Raw genomic sequence first — 14409 nt, 5'->3', positions numbered from 1 at the left:
CACGTCTCCGGCGCGGGAACGTGGGAATTGCTTCCTATGCCTGGGTCAGACGCCGGAGGGGACCAGCAGGTCGACGACGACCGGCAGGTGGTCCGACGCGCCCGCGCCGTCGAGCACCCGCGCGGAGGCCACGGTGATGCCCGGGGTGACCCACACCTGGTCGATGCGCGCGTGCGGCGACCGCGCCGGGTGGGTCAGCCCCTCCTCGCGCTGCCAGAACCGCCAGCGGGCCTGGTCGTCGCGCTCGGGCGCCAGCTCCCAGGCGTCGGCGAAGGACTCCCGCAGCGCCGCCAGCTCCGGGGCGTCCGGGGCGGCGTTGAGGTCGCCGACGACCACCCCGGTCGCCATCGGCCCGGTGTACAGCGCCCGCAGCACCGCCACCTGCTCGGCGCGCTCGGCCGGCGACCGGGTGGTCAGGTGGGTGGTGGTCACCCACAGCGCCCCGCCGTCGAGCTCGACCAGGGTCCGCAGCGCGCTGCGCGGCTCCCCGCCGCCGGGCAGCGGGTGCACGTCGCTGACCAGGATCGGCAGCCGCGACAGCAGCGCGTTGCCGTACTGCCGGCGCTGGTCGTCGCCGGGCCGCGGCTCGTCGATCGCCGGACCCCACGCCAGCTGCATGTCCAGCGCCCGGGACAGCAGCAGCGCCTGGTCGACGTCCTCGCTGCGGTCGCCGAAGTGCCGGTCGACCTCCTGCAGGCAGATGACGTCGGCGCCGGCCGCCGCGAGCACCTTCGCCAGCCGGGGCAGGTCGTGCCGGCGGTCGGCGCCCACGCCGTGGTGGGTGTTGAAGGTGACCAGGCGGACGGGGATCGGGGGCTGGTCGGGTCCGGGGGCCGGCTTGACCCCGTGGGCATCGGTCACCCCGTCAGCCTGTCACCCGCCGGCCGGCACCGTCGCCGGGACCGGGTCGGCCAGCGGCAGGTCGAGCACCTGCTGCAGGCACTCCTCGCCGTCGGGCCGGTGGTCGCTCACGTGCAGCAGGAAGCGCGCCTGCCGGCCGTCGAGCACCAGCTCGCCCACCTGGTTGCCGAAGAACGGCCCCGCGGCCTTGGCCCACTCCACCGACGGCGGCCGCACCCGCGCGGCGCGGGCGATCGCGCCGGTGAACCGCCGCGCCCACCGGCTCCAGCCGATGCGGAACCCGACCCGGATGGGGTGCGGCGCCTGGTTGTGCAGCGGGGAGACGGTCAGCTGGTGCACCCGGCCGCTGAGCCCGCCGGGGGCGACCACCTCGGCGGCGTAGGCGTGGTGGACGTCGCCGGAGAGCACCAGCGCCGTCGCCGGCGCCGGGCCGTGCTCGCCGCGGGCCACCGCCAGCAGCGCGGCGGCCAGCCGGTCGAAGCTGTGCCCGAACGCCGCCCAGTGCTCGAGGTCGGCGGCCTGCCGCAGCGCCTCGGCGGCCCGCCCGACCAGGCGCCCGTCGTGGCGCACCGCCAGCGCCTCGTCCACCCGCTCGATGGAGTCGATGGCGTGCGGGAGCAGCCAGGGCAGCGACGTGCCGACCAGCAGGTGGCCGACGCCGTCCTCGACCGCCTGCCGCATCTGCTGCTCGACCCAGGCGAACTCCTCGTCGTCGACCATCCGGCGGCCCTGCTCGTCGAGCACGCGGCCGGCCCGGCTGTCGACCACGAGCAGCCGCGCGTCGCCCCACTGCCGGGCGTAGCTCCAGCGCACCGTCCGCGGGTCGCGGTCGGCGGCGAGGGCCATCTCGCGCAGCAGCGGCTCGGCGTCGGCGTCCTCGGGCAGCGCCCGCACCGCCTGCCAGGTGGCGTTCTCGGCCAGCTCGGCGGGGGAGAGGTTGCCCAGGTGCTGGTACACCCAGTAGCTGGCCAGCCCGCCGGCGATGCGGGCGTCCCACCAGTCGGTGGCGGTAACCTTGCGCCGCCAGGCGGCCGAGGTGTTCCAGTCGTCGATCATCTCGTGGTCGTCGAAGACCATCGACGACGGGATGGTCGACAGCAGCCACCGCACGTGCGGGTCCATCCAGGACTCGGCGTAGAGGCGGGTGTACTCCTCGTAGTCCCGGGTCTGGGCGTCCTCGGGCACGTCCTCGCCGCGCCGAATGCGCAGCCACGAGCGGGTCGCCGTCGTCAGCTCGTCGGCGTAGACCTGGTCACCGAGCAGCACCAGCGCGTCGGGCCACTCCTCCTCCGGCAGCGCCGCCACGCGCTCGGCATAGGCGTCCAGGGCGTCGGGCGGGATGTGCTCGGCGAGGTCGACGGTGCTGGGCGTGGCGTACCGGCAGGAGCCGAACGCCAGCCGGAACGGGCCAGGACGGCCCGGCGTGCGGATCCGGCTGGGCGGGAACGGGGAGCTCGACTCCGGCCACACCCGGACGCCGTCGGCGCCGTCGGTCGACAGGTGGACCTCGTAGGGCGTCGTGCTTCCGGGCTCCAGCCCCTCGACGACGACCAGCGCGTACCAGTGGCCGCCGACGGCGAAGGTGCGCGCGGTCCGCCCGAGGACCTCGACGGTGCACGGGCGGTCGGTCTCCACCCAGACGGTGGCCGACACGGGGTCGACGTGCCGCAGCAGGGGTCCGATGAGCAGTCCGGGGGCGTCCTCGTCGGGTGGCGGCATGGGCCCAGCGTGCTCCACGGTGCCCCGTTCCGCCCAGACCCGTCGCTACGGCGATCGGGGGACCGGCTGGGAGACTGACCGGCATGGAGTTCGTGCTGATCGCGATCGCGATCGTCCTCGTGGCCCTGGTCGCCGGGGCGAGCCTGCTCGTCGGCCGCGGCCGGCGCACCACCCGGCTCGACGACGACGCCGCCGCCGGCACGACGCTCACGCGGCCGCGGCCACCGAGCGCGCCGACCGCGCCGCCCGAGGACCGGCCGGCCGGCGCGACCGCGTCCGGTCAGGGCCTGGCGCCGGCCGAGCCGGTCTCGCCGGAGACGCCGCCGGTCGAGCTGCCCCCGGCGGTGGCCGAGCCGGACCTGGTCTTCGAGACGCCGCCGCCGTCGGCCGGCCGGCTGGTGCGGCTGCGGTCCCGGCTGGCGCGCTCGCAGTCCTCGCTGGGCCGCGGGCTGCTCACCGTGCTCGCCCGCGAGCGGCTGACCGAGGACGACTGGGATGAGGTCGAGGAGACGCTCCTGGCCGCGGACGTCGGCGTCGCGGCCACCCAGCAGATCGTCGACCGGCTGCGCACCCAGTCGATGGTGCTGGCCACCGCCACGCCCGCCGACCTGCGCGCGCTGCTGGTCCGCGAGCTCACCGCCGTCCTCGGGCCCGACCTCGACCGCACTCTGCACACCGACCGCCGCGAGGGCCGGCCCGGCGTCCTGCTGGTCGTCGGGGTCAACGGCGCGGGCAAGACGACGACGGTCGGCAAGATCGCCCGCGTCCTCGTCGGTGACGGCAAGAGCGTCGTGCTCGGTGCCGCCGACACCTTCCGCGCCGCGGCCGCCGACCAGCTCGAGACGTGGGGCGAGCGGGTGGGCGTGCTCACCGTCCGCGGCCGCGAGGGCGCCGACCCGGCGTCGGTGGCCTTCGAGGCCGTGCGCACCGGCGTGGAGGCCGAGGTCGACACCGTCGTCGTCGACACCGCCGGCCGGCTGCACACCAAGTCCGGCCTCATGGACGAGCTCGGCAAGATCAAGCGCGTCGTGGAGAAGCAGAGCCCGGTCACCGAGACGCTGCTGGTGCTCGACGCCACGACCGGCCAGAACGGCATCGTGCAGGCGCGGGTGTTCACCTCCGCCGTCGACGTCACCGGCGTGGTGCTGACCAAGCTCGACGGCACCGCCAAGGGCGGCATCGTCGTCTCGGTGCAGCGCGAGCTGGGCATCCCGGTGAAGCTGATCGGGCTGGGGGAGGGCGCCGACGACCTCGCGCCCTTCGAGCCGGAGGTGTTCGCCGAGGGCCTGGTCGGCGGCGCGGACTGACAGCGGACCTCCCCGCCCCGCACCGGGGCAGGGCCCGTGCGGGAGGCCGTCAGGGGGTGTCGGGCGCCCAGCGCTGCTCGATGCGGCCGAACCGCCACACCGCGACGGCCACTGCCCACGTGACCACGAACAGCCCGACGATCGCGAAGCCGACGTACTCCAGGTCCAGCGAGGCCAGCCACACCAGCGGCGCGGCCTGCAGCTCGAGCCGCTCGACGAGCAGCCCGACGAGCACCAGCGTGCCGATGACGAGCGCGACGGTCACCGACAGCACGGTGATGGTCAGGTTGTAGAAGACCTTGCGCACCGGCTTGAGGAACGCCCAGCCGTAGGCGCGGGTCATGAGGACGCCGTCGGCGGCGTCGAACAGGCTCATCCCGGCGGCGAAGAGCACCGGCAGCACGAGGATCGCGTACCAGGGCAGCACGAAGGCCGCCGAGCCGGCCGCGAGCACCAGCAGCGCGACCTGGGTGGCGGTGTCGAAGCCCAGGCCCATGAGCAGGCCGACGGGGTAGAGGTGCCAGGGCCGGCTCACCCGGCGGGTCACCCGGCCGAGCAACCGGGCCAGGAGCCCGCGGTTGTGCAGGTGGTGCTCGAGCTCGGCCTCGTCGTACCGACCTGAGCGCATCCGGCGGAAGACGCGGGCGATGCCCACCGCCGAACTGAGGTTCATCAGCCCGATGAGCAGCAGGAACGTGCCGGCGACCAGGGTGCCGACGAGGCCGAGGGCCTGCCCGACGGAGTTGTCGTCGGACTGGACGACGCCGGCGACCGACCGCACCCCGGCCACCAGCAGCAGGCTCGCGGCGAACACGACCGACGAGTGGCCGAGGGAGAACCAGAAGCCCGTGCTCACCGACGGCGTGCCCTCGTCGACCAGCTTGCGGGTGGTGTTGTCGATCGAGGCGATGTGGTCGGCGTCGAAGGCGTGCCGGACGCCGAGCATGTAGGCGGTCAGGCCGACGCCGACCCCGAGGACCCCGGTACTGCCCAGCTGGTACTCCGCGGGCGCGACGGCGAACACCAGCACGCCCCACCCGACGACGTGCAGCAGCAGGACGAACGCGGCCATGCCGCCGATCGAGCGCCACTCCCGGGGGCTGAACGAGCCGCCCGCGCGGGTCCGGTGCGCCGGGGGACCGGGCCGGGCGGACACGGCGGGGACGCTCACGCTGCCTCCAGGGACGTCAGGGGAGGGACCCGGCGACCTTATTGCACACGAGTTGCACCTGCACACCTGTCGCATCGGGCAGGTCCGCCGGCCGCCCGGACGGGGCGGGCAACACGGCCGACACACGGCGGCCGGACACGCGATCGGGAGTTCACGGTCCGGAAACGTGCCGACGCCGCCCGTGGAAACACGGCCCCGGCACCGTGAACGCCGCGTCGCCCCACCACCGCCGGTGGCGGGCGCACCGAGCACCGCCCCGGGCTCCTCGCTCGTCCCGGGTCCGTCCGTGGCCCTGCCCCGTCGCACGGCCACACCACACCGTCAGGAGGTTGCCGTGGACACCGGCGACACCGCCTGGGTCCTGGTCAGCGCCGCGCTGGTGCTGTTCATGACCCCCGGTCTGGCGCTCTTCTACGGCGGCATGGTCCGCGCGAAGAGCGTCCTCAACATGATGATGATGAGCTTCGGGGCACTCGCGCTGATCAGCGTGCTGTGGGTGCTCTACGGCTACTCGATCGCCTTCGGCGACGACGTCGGCGGCGGCCTGCTCGGCGACCCGACCGAGTTCTTCGGCCTCTCGTCGCTGATCGGCACCGCGGGCCTGGAGGGGGCGTTCGCGCCGGACAACCTGGTCTTCACCGTCCCCTCGCTGGCCTTCGTCGCCTTCCAGGGCGTCTTCGCGATCCTCACCGTGGCGCTCATCTCGGGCGCCGTCGCCGACCGCGCCCGCTTCGGCCCGTGGATGGTCTTCGCCGGCGTCTGGGCCACGCTGGTCTACTTCCCGGTCGCCCACTGGGTGTTCGCCTTCGACGGCGCGGAGTCCGAGACCGGCGGCTGGATCGCCAACGACCTGCTGGCCATCGACTTCGCCGGCGGGACCGCGGTGCACATCAACGCCGGCGCCGCGGGCCTGGCGCTGGCCCTGGTGCTCGGCAAGCGGCGCGGCTTCGGCCGCGACCCGATGCGGCCGCACAACCTGCCCCTGGTGATGATCGGCGCGGGCATCCTCTGGTTCGGCTGGATCGGCTTCAACTCCGGCTCCGCGCTGGCCGCCAACGGCCAGGCCGCCGAGGTGTTCGTGACCACGCTCGCGGCCACCGGCGCGGCCACCCTGGGCTGGCTGCTCACCGAGAAGCTGCGCGACGGGCACGCGACCTCGCTGGGCGCGGCCTCCGGCGTGGTGGCCGGCCTGGTCGCCATCACCCCGGCCTGCTCCGCGGTGACCCCGCTCGGCGCGATCGCCGTCGGCCTCGTCGCCGGCGTCGTCTGCGCCCTCGCCGTCGGCCTGAAGTACCGGCTGGGCTACGACGACTCCCTCGACGTCGTCGGCGTCCACCTCGTCGGCGGCCTCTGGGGCACCCTCGCCGTCGGCCTGTTCGCCTCCGCCGCGGCGACCGCCGGCGTGGACGGTCTCTTCTACGGCGGCGGCGTGGACCAGCTGTGGCGGCAGGCGCTCGGCGCCCTCGCCGTTCTGGTCTACTCGTTCGTGCTGACGCTCGTCATCGGCCTCGTCGTCGCGAAGCTCATGCGCTTCCGCATCACCGAGGAGGACGAGGTCGCCGGCATCGACGGCGTCGTGCACGCCGAGACCGGTTACGACCTCGCCTCCCTGGGCGGCGGCGGTGGCGGCTCGGCCCTCACGGCCGCCGGCCAGACCCGCGCGGAGGCCCGGGGCACCACCCTCACGGACAGGAGCCGGGTGTGAAGCTCGTCACCGCCATCATCAAGCCGTTCAAGCTCGACGACGTCAAGAACGCCCTCGAGCTGATCGGGATCACCGGACTGACCGTCAGCGAGGTCCAGGGCTTCGGCCGCCAGCGCGGCCACACCGAGGTCTACCGCGGTGCCGAGTACCAGGTGGACTTCGTCCCCAAGGTGCGCATCGAGGTCGTCGTCGGCGAGATCGAGGCCGCGCGGGTGGTCGACGCCGTCGTCGAGTCGGCCTCCACCGGGCAGATCGGCGACGGGAAGGTGTGGGTCACCACGATCGACGAGATCGTGCGGGTGCGCACCGGCGAGCGCGGCGAGGACGCGCTGTAGACGAAGGACCCCCTTGCCCCCCACCCCTCGCACGTTCGGGGCGGGACCCTGCAAGGGGGCCGACAGCACCACGTCGGCCGGGGTGGCGGGAGGACCGCCGCCCCGGCCGGCGCCGTCCCGACCCACCGACCGACAGGGGGGACCGTGCCCGACCTCGGCGCGCTGCCCGGCCTGACCCGCGCCGAGCGGGTGCAGCAGCTCGACGCCTGGCTGGGCGGCCTGCTCGCCGCCGCCGTCGCCGGCACACCGCCGCCCCGGCAGGGCCGGGGTGCCCCGCCCCCGCGCACCGGCACCGACGGCGTCGCGCTGGTCGCCGTCGGCAGCCTGGGACGGCGCGAGCCGCCGCCGCACGGCGACCTCGACCTGGTGCTGGTCCACGACGGCCGGCCCGAGGTGGCCGCGCTCGCCGACGCCGTCTGGTACCCGGTCTGGGACGCCGGCGTGCGGCTGGACCACTCGGTGCGCTCGGTCGCCGAGGCCGTGGCGGTGGCCTCCTCCGACGTCAAGGCCGGCCTGGGCCTGCTCGACGCCCGCCTGGTCGCCGGCGACGCCGCCCTCGCCGCCGCGCTGCGCACCGCGACGCTGGCCGCCTGGCGGCAGTCGGCGTCCCGGCTGCTGCCGCAGCTGCGCGACCTGCGCCGCGGCCGGGCCCGGCAGGTCGGCGAGCTGGCCTTCCTGCTCGAGCCCGACCTGAAGGAGGCCTACGGCGGCCTGCGCGAGGGCCAGGTGCTGCGCGCGGTCGCCGCCGCCCAGCTCGGCGACGAGCCCGCCACGGAGGTGGAGGCGGCCTACGCCCTGCTGCTCGACGTCCGCGACGAGCTGCGCCGCCGCACCGGCCGGCCCTCCGACGTGCTGGTCCGCCAGGAGCAGCGCCCGGTCGCCGCCGCGCTCGGCCTCCCCGACGAGGACGTGCTGCTGCGCCGGGTCAGCCTCGCCGGGCGCCGGCTGGCCTTCGTCGCCGACGACACCTGGCGGCGGGTGGAGGCGGCGCTGGTCCGCCGCCCCCGCGGCCGCTACCGCCGCGTGCGCCGCGAGCCGCTGGCCGAGGGCGTGGTGCGGCAGGGCGACGAGGTGGTGCTCGCCCGCGACGCCCGCCCGGCCGCCGACCCCGGGCTGGTGCTGCGCGGGGCGGCCGCCGCCGCCCGCGCCGACCTGCTGCTGTCCCCCTACACGCTGCGGGTGCTCGCCGCGCACTCCCCGCCGGTGCCCGAGCCGTGGCCGGCCGAGGTGCGCTGGTCGTTCCTGCGGCTGCTGGCCGCCGGCCGGCCCGCGGTCGCCGTCGTCGAGCAGCTCGACCAGGAGGGCCTGCTGACCCGGCTGCTGCCGGAGTGGGAGCAGGTGCGGTCGCTGCCCCAGCGCCACCCGTGGCACCGCTTCACCGTCGACCGGCACCTCGTCGAGGCCGCCGCGGCCGCCGCCGAGCTCACCCACGACGTCGACCGGCCCGACCTGCTCCTGGTCGCCGCGCTGCTGCACGACATCGGCAAGGGCCGGCCCGGGGACCACAGCGTCGTGGGGGAGCCGATCGCCGCCGGCGTCGCCGCCCGCATGGGGTTCGCCCCGGCCGACGTCGCCGTCGTCGGCACGCTGGTCCGCCACCACCTGCTGCTGCCCGACACCGCCACCCGCCGCGACATCGACGACCCGGTGACCGTCGAGCGGGTCGCGGCCACCATCGGCGGGGACGCGCAGGTGCTGCAGCTGCTGCACGCGCTGGCGCAGGCCGACGGCGCGGCCACCAGCTCCTCGGCGTGGTCGCCGTGGAAGGCGCACCTGGTCGCCCACCTGGTCGCCCGGGTGCAGGCGCACCTGGGCGGGACGCCGGCCGCCGACGCCGACCCGGTGCTGCACCCCACCGCGCCCACGGTCACCGAGACCGGGGCCGACGGCGCGGTGACCGTGGGCGTCGAGGACGTCGCCGACGGCCAGCAGGTGACGATCGGGGCGCCCGACGAGCGGGGCCTGTTCAGCTGCCTGGCGGGGGTGCTCGCGCTCAACCAGCTCGACGTGCGCGCGGCGAAGGTCGACGTCGTCGACGGCCGGGCGACGGCGGTGTTCGCCGTCCGCCCGCGGTTCGGGCGGGCGCCGCAGCCGGCGATCCTGGCCGACGCCGTCCGCGCGGCGCTGGAGGGGACGCTGCCGCTGGCCGACCGGCTCCGGCAGCGGGAGGCCGACTACCGGCAGGACGCCGCGCGGTCGGCGCCGCCGCGGATCTCCTGGCACGACTCGGAGGTCAGCGGCGAGGCGACCAGCATCGTGGAGGTGCGGGCCGGCGACCGTGCCGGGCTGCTCCACCGGCTCACCGCAGCGCTCGGCTCGGAGGGGCTCGACGTCACCTCCGCGCGCATCGAGACCCTCGGCGCCGACGCCGCCGACTACTTCTACGTCAGCAACCCGGCCGGCGGCCCCCTCGACCCCGCCCGGCGGGCGCGGGTGGAGGCGGCGCTGGTCGCCGCGGCGCGGGGCGCGGTCCTCGACCCGGCGCACGGGGCGGTGCTCGACCCGGTGGCGGACACACCGCGCTGAGTGCACGGGACTGTCGGTGGGCCGTGCGACCGTCGGGACGACTCCGGGACGGAGCAGTCCCGGTACCGACGGCGAGGGGAGTCCCCGTGCAGCACCCGCAGAGCTGGCCCTGCCCCACCTGCGCGCAGGACACGGTGTTCGAGCAGCCGCCGTGCGCCGACGGGCACACCGACGACGGCGGCGAGTGCCCCGAGTGGATCTGCACCGGCTGCGGCACCGGCTTCCTCCTCGGCGGGCTGGAGTCCCTCGTCGAGGCGGCGGGGCGGCGGGCCGCCGGCGCCGCCGCCTAGCGACCGTCGCCCGGGGGGGGGGGGGGCCGGCGCGCGGGGGGGCCCCCCCCCCCCCCCCCCCCCCCCCCGGCCCCCCCCCCCCCACCCCCCCCCCCCCCCACGCCTCCTCCGGGAGGCACGCCTCTCCGCCGTGCGCAGGGGTCGGACCCGGCCGGATCGGGCACCACCGGGGGTGACCGCACCCGCGACCCACCCCGGGAGTCCCCGTGACCGTCCCCTCCGCCCGTCCCCTCGCGCTCGTCACCGGTGCCTCCAGCGGCATCGGCCTGGAGCTGGCCAAGCAGTTCGCCGAGCACGGCTACGACCTGGTCATCGCCGCGGAGGACGACGAGCTCGACGCCGCCGCCGAGACGCTGCGCGGCATGGGCGCGCACGTCTCCCCGGTGCGCGGCGACCTGACCCGCTACGAGGACCGCGAGCTGCTCGTGGCCGCCGTCCGCGGGGCCGGCCGCCCGCTGGACGCCGCCGCCATCAACGCGGGGGTGGGGGTCGGCGGCGCGTTCGTCGACACCGACCTCGACGCCGAGCTGGGCATAATCGCGCTCAACTGCGGTTCCACGGTGCACCTGGCCAAGCGGGTGGCGCAGGACATGGCCGCCCGCGGGGAGGGCCGCATCCTGTTCACCTCGTCGGTGGCCTCGCAGGCGCCCCAGCCGTTCCAGGCCGTCTACGGCGCGAGCAAGGCGTTCGTGCAGCACCTGTCGCTGGCCCTGCGCGAGGAGCTGTCCGACCGCGGCGTCAGCGTCACCGCGCTGCTGCCCGGGCCGACCGACACCGAGTTCTTCGACCGCGCCGACCTCACCGACACCCGCATGGGCGCCACCGACGCCAAGGACGACCCGGCCCAGGTCGCCCGGCAGGGCTACGAGGGCCTGGTCACGGGGGAGGCCTCGGTCTTCGCCGGGTCGCTGGCCAGCAAGGCGATGGGCCGGCTGTCGGCGGTGACGCCGGGCAACGTGGCCGCCAAGCTCAACCGGAAGATGGCCGAGCCCGGGTCGGCCCCGCAGGAGTGAGCCGCGCGTCGGGCACGATGCCCGTCGTGCCCGACGCCCTCCCCGAGATCCCCGCCGGGCCGGTGCTGCTGCGCCCGTGGCGGCCCGGCGACGCGCCCGCCGTCCGCGCCGCGCTCACCGACCCGGCCACCGACCTGTTCTCCAACCCCGGCCGGGTCGCCACCGACGAGGACGCCGTCGAGTGGGTGGCCCGGCGGGCCGGCCGCTCCCCGACGACGGCCGCCTGGGCCGTGGTCGACGCCGCCACCGGCGAGCTCGTCGGCTCGGTCGCCCTGCACGCCGTCGACCCCGCGCAGGGCGACGCCGGGGTCGGCTACTGGACCGTGCCCGCCGCCCGTGGCCGCGGGGTGGCCTCGCGCGCCGTCGACGCCGCCGTCCGCTTCGGCTTCGCCGTCCTGTCGATCGACCGGGTCGAGCTTGTGCACGCCGTGGACAACCCCGCCTCCGGCCGGGTGGCGGAGAAGGCGGGCTTCACCCGGGAGGGCCGGCTGCGCCGCTCCCACCGCTACGCCGACGGCGTCCGGCGCGACGAGGTGCTGTGGGCGCGGCTGTCCGACGACGACGTGCCCGACCTCAGCACCCACAGCTGACCGGCGCGGTCAGCGGGTCGGCGGCGGGGCGGGTGAGGCCGGCCGCGGTCTCCACCGGCAGGCCCTCGCGCGCCCAGTACTCGAAGCCGCCGATCATCTCCCGCACGCGGAAGCCGAGCAGCGCCAGCGCGAGCGCGGCGCGGGTGGCGCCGTTGCAGCCCGGCCCCCAGCAGTAGGTGACGACCGGGACGGACCGGTCCAGCTCGGCGGCGGCGCGGGCGGCGACCTCCCGCCCGGGCAGGTGCACCGCGCCGGGTACGTGGCCCTGGTCCCACGCCGCGCGGCTGCGGCTGTCGAGCAGCACGAAGCCGGGCGCGCCGGACCGCACCGCGGCGTGCACGTCGCTGACGTCGGTCTCGACGGTGAGCCGGGAGGCGAAGTGGGCGGCGGCGTCGGCCGGGTCGGTGGTCCAGTCCACGGCGCCGATCGTGCGGTGCGCGCGGGGGCCAGGACGAGACCCGCGACTGCCACCGACCGCAACGGAGGTGCCTGTGACCCTTGACGGCGGCGCCTCTGACATCTGAGATGTCAGTTGTGACCGCGCCCCTCGTTCCCGTCGGCCGGGTGCTGCTGCGCGACCAGGCGCTGGACCGCATCCGGACGGCGATCGTCAGCGGCGCGCTCGCCCCCGGCGCGGTCGTGAAGGACGCCGACCTCGCCGCCCGCCTGGGCCTGTCGGTCGCCCCCGTCCGTGCCGCGCTGGCCCGGCTGGTCGACGAGGGGCTGGTCGAGGCCAAGCCGCAGAGCCACACCCGCGTCACGCCGCTGCGCCCGCGGCAGGTGCGCGACGCCGCCGTCGTCGTCCGGGCGATGCACGAGCTGGCCGCCCGCGAGGCGGCCGGCCGGGTGACCGCCGACGACGTCGCCCGCATGCGCGCGGCCAACCAGCGGTTCGCCGCGGCGGTCCGGGACGGTGACGTCGACGCCGCGCTGGCCGCCGACGACGAGTTCCACGCCGTGCTGCTCGACCGGGCCGGCAACACCGCGCTGACGGCGACCGCCGAGCGCTTCACGCCCGCGATCCGCCGGCTCGAGCGGGCCCGGTTCGCCGCGGCGCACGGCCGGGAGTCCGTCGACCTGCACGACCGCCTGGTCACCGCCTGCGCCCACGACGACGTCGACGCCGCCGTCGCCACCACCACCGAGATCTGGACGGCGCTGCTGTCCGAACTGGAGGAGACCGATGTCGACCCTGGCTGACTTCCCCCGCACCCCGCTGCTGTTCGGCCCCTCGCCGGTGCACCGGCTCGACCGGCTGACCGGGCACCTCGGCGGCGCCGCGGTCTGGGCCAAGCGGGAGGACTGCAACTCCGGCATCGCCTACGGCGGCAACAAGACCCGCAAGCTCGAGTACCTCGTCGCCGACGCGCTGGCGCAGGGCTGCGACACCCTCGTCTCCATCGGCGGCGTGCAGAGCAACCACACGCGGCAGGTGGCCGCGGTCGCCGCGCACGTCGGGCTGTCGTGCGTGCTGGTGCAGGAGAGCTGGGTGGACTGGCCCGACGCCGTCTACGACAAGGTCGGCAACATCCTGGTCAGCCGGCTGGCCGGTGCGGACGTCCGGCTGGTCAAGGCCGGCTTCGGCATCGGCTTCAAGGAGAGCTGGGAGACCGCGCTCGCCGAGATCGAGGCCCGCGGCGGCAAGCCCTACGCGATCCCGGCCGGCGCCAGCGACCACCCGCTGGGTGGGCACGGCTTCGCGAACTGGGCGCTGGAGGTCGCGCAGCAGGAGGCCGAGCTCGGCGTCTTCTTCGACACCGTCGTCGTCTGTTCGGTCACCGGGTCCACGCAGGCCGGCATGGTCGCTGGCTTCGCGCTGCTGGAGGAGCAGGGCGGCCGGTCGCGGCGGGTGCTCGGGATCGACGCCTCCGCCAGGCCCGCCGAGACCCGCGACCAGGTGCTGCGCATCGCCCAGCGGACGGCGCGGGCCATCGGCGTGCGGCGCGAGCTCACCCTCGACGACGTCGAGCTCGACGAGCGCTACCACGCCGGCGTCTACGGCATCCCCGACGCGACGACGATCCGCGCGATGGAGACCGCCGCCCGCACCGAGGGCATGGTCACCGACCCGGTGTACGAGGGGAAGTCGATGGCCGCGACGATCGACCTGGTCGGCCGCCGCGAGATCGACCCGTCGTCGACGGTGCTCTACGCCCACCTGGGCGGCCAGCCCGCGCTCAACGGCTACAGCGCGCTGTTCTCCTGAGCGGGGGGCGGCGGGGACAGCGACCGGCCACCGGCCCGCAGCCCGGCGCCGACCACCCGCCGCAGCAGCACCACCGCCGCGGCGGTGCCCAGGGACGTCCAGGTCGGCTCGGCGGCCAGCCGCAGCAGCCCGGCCGCGAGCAACAGGTCCAGGAAGACGCCGAGGGCCAGCGCGGGGCGCCGGGTGCTGGCCAGGGTCACCGCCCCGGCGACCAGCGCCATCGCACCGACGCCGGCGGCCAGCAGCCCGGGCAGCGGCCCGAGCGAGGTCACACGCCCCGTCCGCGGTGCTCGGCGGACGCCGGGTCCGGAACCGCTGCGCCGGTCTCCTCGGCCACCTGCCGCCGCTCCTCGGCGATCTCCTTGGACAGGAAGTAGTTCAGCGCCGTCCGGATGGCGGCCACGGCGGCGAGCTGGCCGAGCTCGCGGAAGCTGGGTGCGACCGCCGTCCGCAGCACGTCGCTGGCCAGCTGGAACTCCAGTCCGAGCGCGAGGAAGCGGCCGAGGGTGAGCCGGACGGGGACGAAGGCCGACGTCCCCTGGCGGCGCAGCCCGACCGTCACGAACCGGATGAAGGCCCACACCGCGCCGACGACGATGACCACGGCTCCGCACGCCTCGACGACGGTGACCATCACGCCGACCACCTCGGCGAGCAGCTCCTCCACGCGCCGCCCCTACCCGGAC

At 76.0% G+C, this 14409-nt stretch carries 15 protein-coding genes; 9 read left to right on the top strand and 6 right to left on the bottom strand.

Annotated elements, in window-relative coordinates:
• Positions 1 to 45 precede the first annotated feature (45 nt).
• Together ACI780_RS18710 and ACI780_RS18705 are read right to left on the bottom strand one after the other, a co-directional pair.
• Positions 46 to 861, bottom strand: a complete 816-nt coding sequence (locus ACI780_RS18710; protein WP_456870461.1) for an endonuclease/exonuclease/phosphatase family protein — start codon at positions 859 to 861, stop codon at positions 46 to 48.
• Positions 862 to 873: 12 nt separating this feature from the next.
• Positions 874 to 2580 carry an alkaline phosphatase D family protein gene (locus tag ACI780_RS18705; protein WP_456870462.1) on the bottom strand — a complete coding sequence of 569 codons (1707 nt, stop codon included), beginning with the start codon at positions 2578 to 2580 and terminating at the stop codon, positions 874 to 876.
• An 83-nt stretch (positions 2581 to 2663) separates the two neighbouring features.
• Between ACI780_RS18705 and ftsY the strand changes: the two genes are divergently transcribed.
• Positions 2664 to 3887: a signal recognition particle-docking protein FtsY gene (gene ftsY / locus ACI780_RS18700; protein ID WP_456870463.1), complete on the top strand. Its 1224-nt coding sequence runs from the start codon at positions 2664 to 2666 to the stop codon at positions 3885 to 3887.
• 49 nt (positions 3888 to 3936) lie between these two features.
• On the opposite strand, the gene nicT is transcribed toward ftsY, so the two are convergent.
• Positions 3937 to 5058: a Nickel transporter NicT gene (nicT, locus tag ACI780_RS18695; protein WP_456870464.1), complete on the bottom strand. Its 1122-nt coding sequence runs from the start codon at positions 5056 to 5058 to the stop codon at positions 3937 to 3939.
• 334 nt (positions 5059 to 5392) lie between these two features.
• On the opposite strand from nicT, the gene ACI780_RS18690 reads away from it, so the two are divergent.
• The 6 genes from ACI780_RS18690 to ACI780_RS18665 all read left to right on the top strand — a co-directional run bounded on the left by ACI780_RS18690 (position 5393) and on the right by ACI780_RS18665 (position 11517).
• Positions 5393 to 6763 (top strand): ammonium transporter, encoded by a 1371-nt coding sequence (locus tag ACI780_RS18690; protein ID WP_456870465.1) that lies wholly within the window; start codon positions 5393 to 5395, stop codon positions 6761 to 6763.
• A complete protein-coding gene (locus tag ACI780_RS18685) occupies positions 6760 to 7098 on the top strand; it encodes a P-II family nitrogen regulator (protein ID WP_073421809.1) in 339 nt (112 codons plus the stop codon). The genes ACI780_RS18690 and ACI780_RS18685 overlap by 4 nt, the downstream gene beginning before the upstream one ends.
• 144 nt (positions 7099 to 7242) lie before the next feature.
• Positions 7243 to 9624 carry a [protein-PII] uridylyltransferase gene (locus ACI780_RS18680; protein ID WP_457004866.1) on the top strand — a complete coding sequence of 794 codons (2382 nt, stop codon included), beginning with the start codon at positions 7243 to 7245 and terminating at the stop codon, positions 9622 to 9624.
• A gap of 86 nt (positions 9625 to 9710) precedes the next feature.
• Complete coding sequence (locus ACI780_RS18675) at positions 9711 to 9914, top strand: hypothetical protein (RefSeq protein ID WP_456870467.1); 204 nt, start codon at positions 9711 to 9713, stop codon at positions 9912 to 9914.
• Positions 9915 to 10120: 206 nt separating this feature from the next.
• Positions 10121 to 10927 carry an SDR family NAD(P)-dependent oxidoreductase gene (locus tag ACI780_RS18670; RefSeq protein WP_457004863.1) on the top strand — a complete coding sequence of 269 codons (807 nt, stop codon included), beginning with the start codon at positions 10121 to 10123 and terminating at the stop codon, positions 10925 to 10927.
• A gap of 26 nt (positions 10928 to 10953) precedes the next feature.
• On the top strand, positions 10954 to 11517 hold the full coding sequence (locus ACI780_RS18665; protein WP_457004861.1) for a GNAT family N-acetyltransferase: 564 nt from the start codon (positions 10954 to 10956) through the stop codon (positions 11515 to 11517).
• Here the strand turns inward: ACI780_RS18665 and ACI780_RS18660 are convergent.
• The gene (locus ACI780_RS18660) at positions 11501 to 11935 is read right to left on the bottom strand and encodes a rhodanese-like domain-containing protein (protein WP_456871568.1); all 435 of its coding nucleotides are present in this window, start codon (positions 11933 to 11935) and stop codon (positions 11501 to 11503) included. The genes ACI780_RS18665 and ACI780_RS18660 overlap by 17 nt on opposite strands.
• Before the next feature lie 116 nt (positions 11936 to 12051).
• Here ACI780_RS18660 and ACI780_RS18655 point away from each other — a divergent pair, with 116 nt between their 5' ends.
• Positions 12052 to 12717, top strand: a complete 666-nt coding sequence (locus ACI780_RS18655; protein ID WP_456871567.1) for a GntR family transcriptional regulator — start codon at positions 12052 to 12054, stop codon at positions 12715 to 12717.
• Positions 12701 to 13723, top strand: a complete 1023-nt coding sequence (locus tag ACI780_RS18650) for a 1-aminocyclopropane-1-carboxylate deaminase (RefSeq protein ID WP_456871566.1) — start codon at positions 12701 to 12703, stop codon at positions 13721 to 13723. Before ACI780_RS18655 ends, ACI780_RS18650 begins: the two co-directional genes overlap by 17 nt.
• On the opposite strand, the gene ACI780_RS18645 is transcribed toward ACI780_RS18650, so the two are convergent.
• Both ACI780_RS18645 and ACI780_RS18640 read right to left on the bottom strand, forming a co-directional pair.
• Positions 13702 to 13995 (bottom strand): DUF1622 domain-containing protein, encoded by a 294-nt coding sequence (locus tag ACI780_RS18645; protein ID WP_456871565.1) that lies wholly within the window; start codon positions 13993 to 13995, stop codon positions 13702 to 13704. The two genes, ACI780_RS18650 and ACI780_RS18645, sit on opposite strands and share 22 nt — an antisense overlap.
• Complete coding sequence (locus tag ACI780_RS18640; protein WP_457004858.1) at positions 13992 to 14390, bottom strand: DUF1622 domain-containing protein; 399 nt, start codon at positions 14388 to 14390, stop codon at positions 13992 to 13994. The genes ACI780_RS18645 and ACI780_RS18640 overlap by 4 nt, the downstream gene beginning before the upstream one ends.
• Positions 14391 to 14409 lie beyond the last annotated feature (19 nt).

This window comes from Geodermatophilus sp. SYSU D00814 (assembly GCF_054050055.1).
The sequence above is the reverse complement of the archived record's forward strand: the minus strand, read 5'-3'. Positions and strand labels throughout refer to the sequence as shown.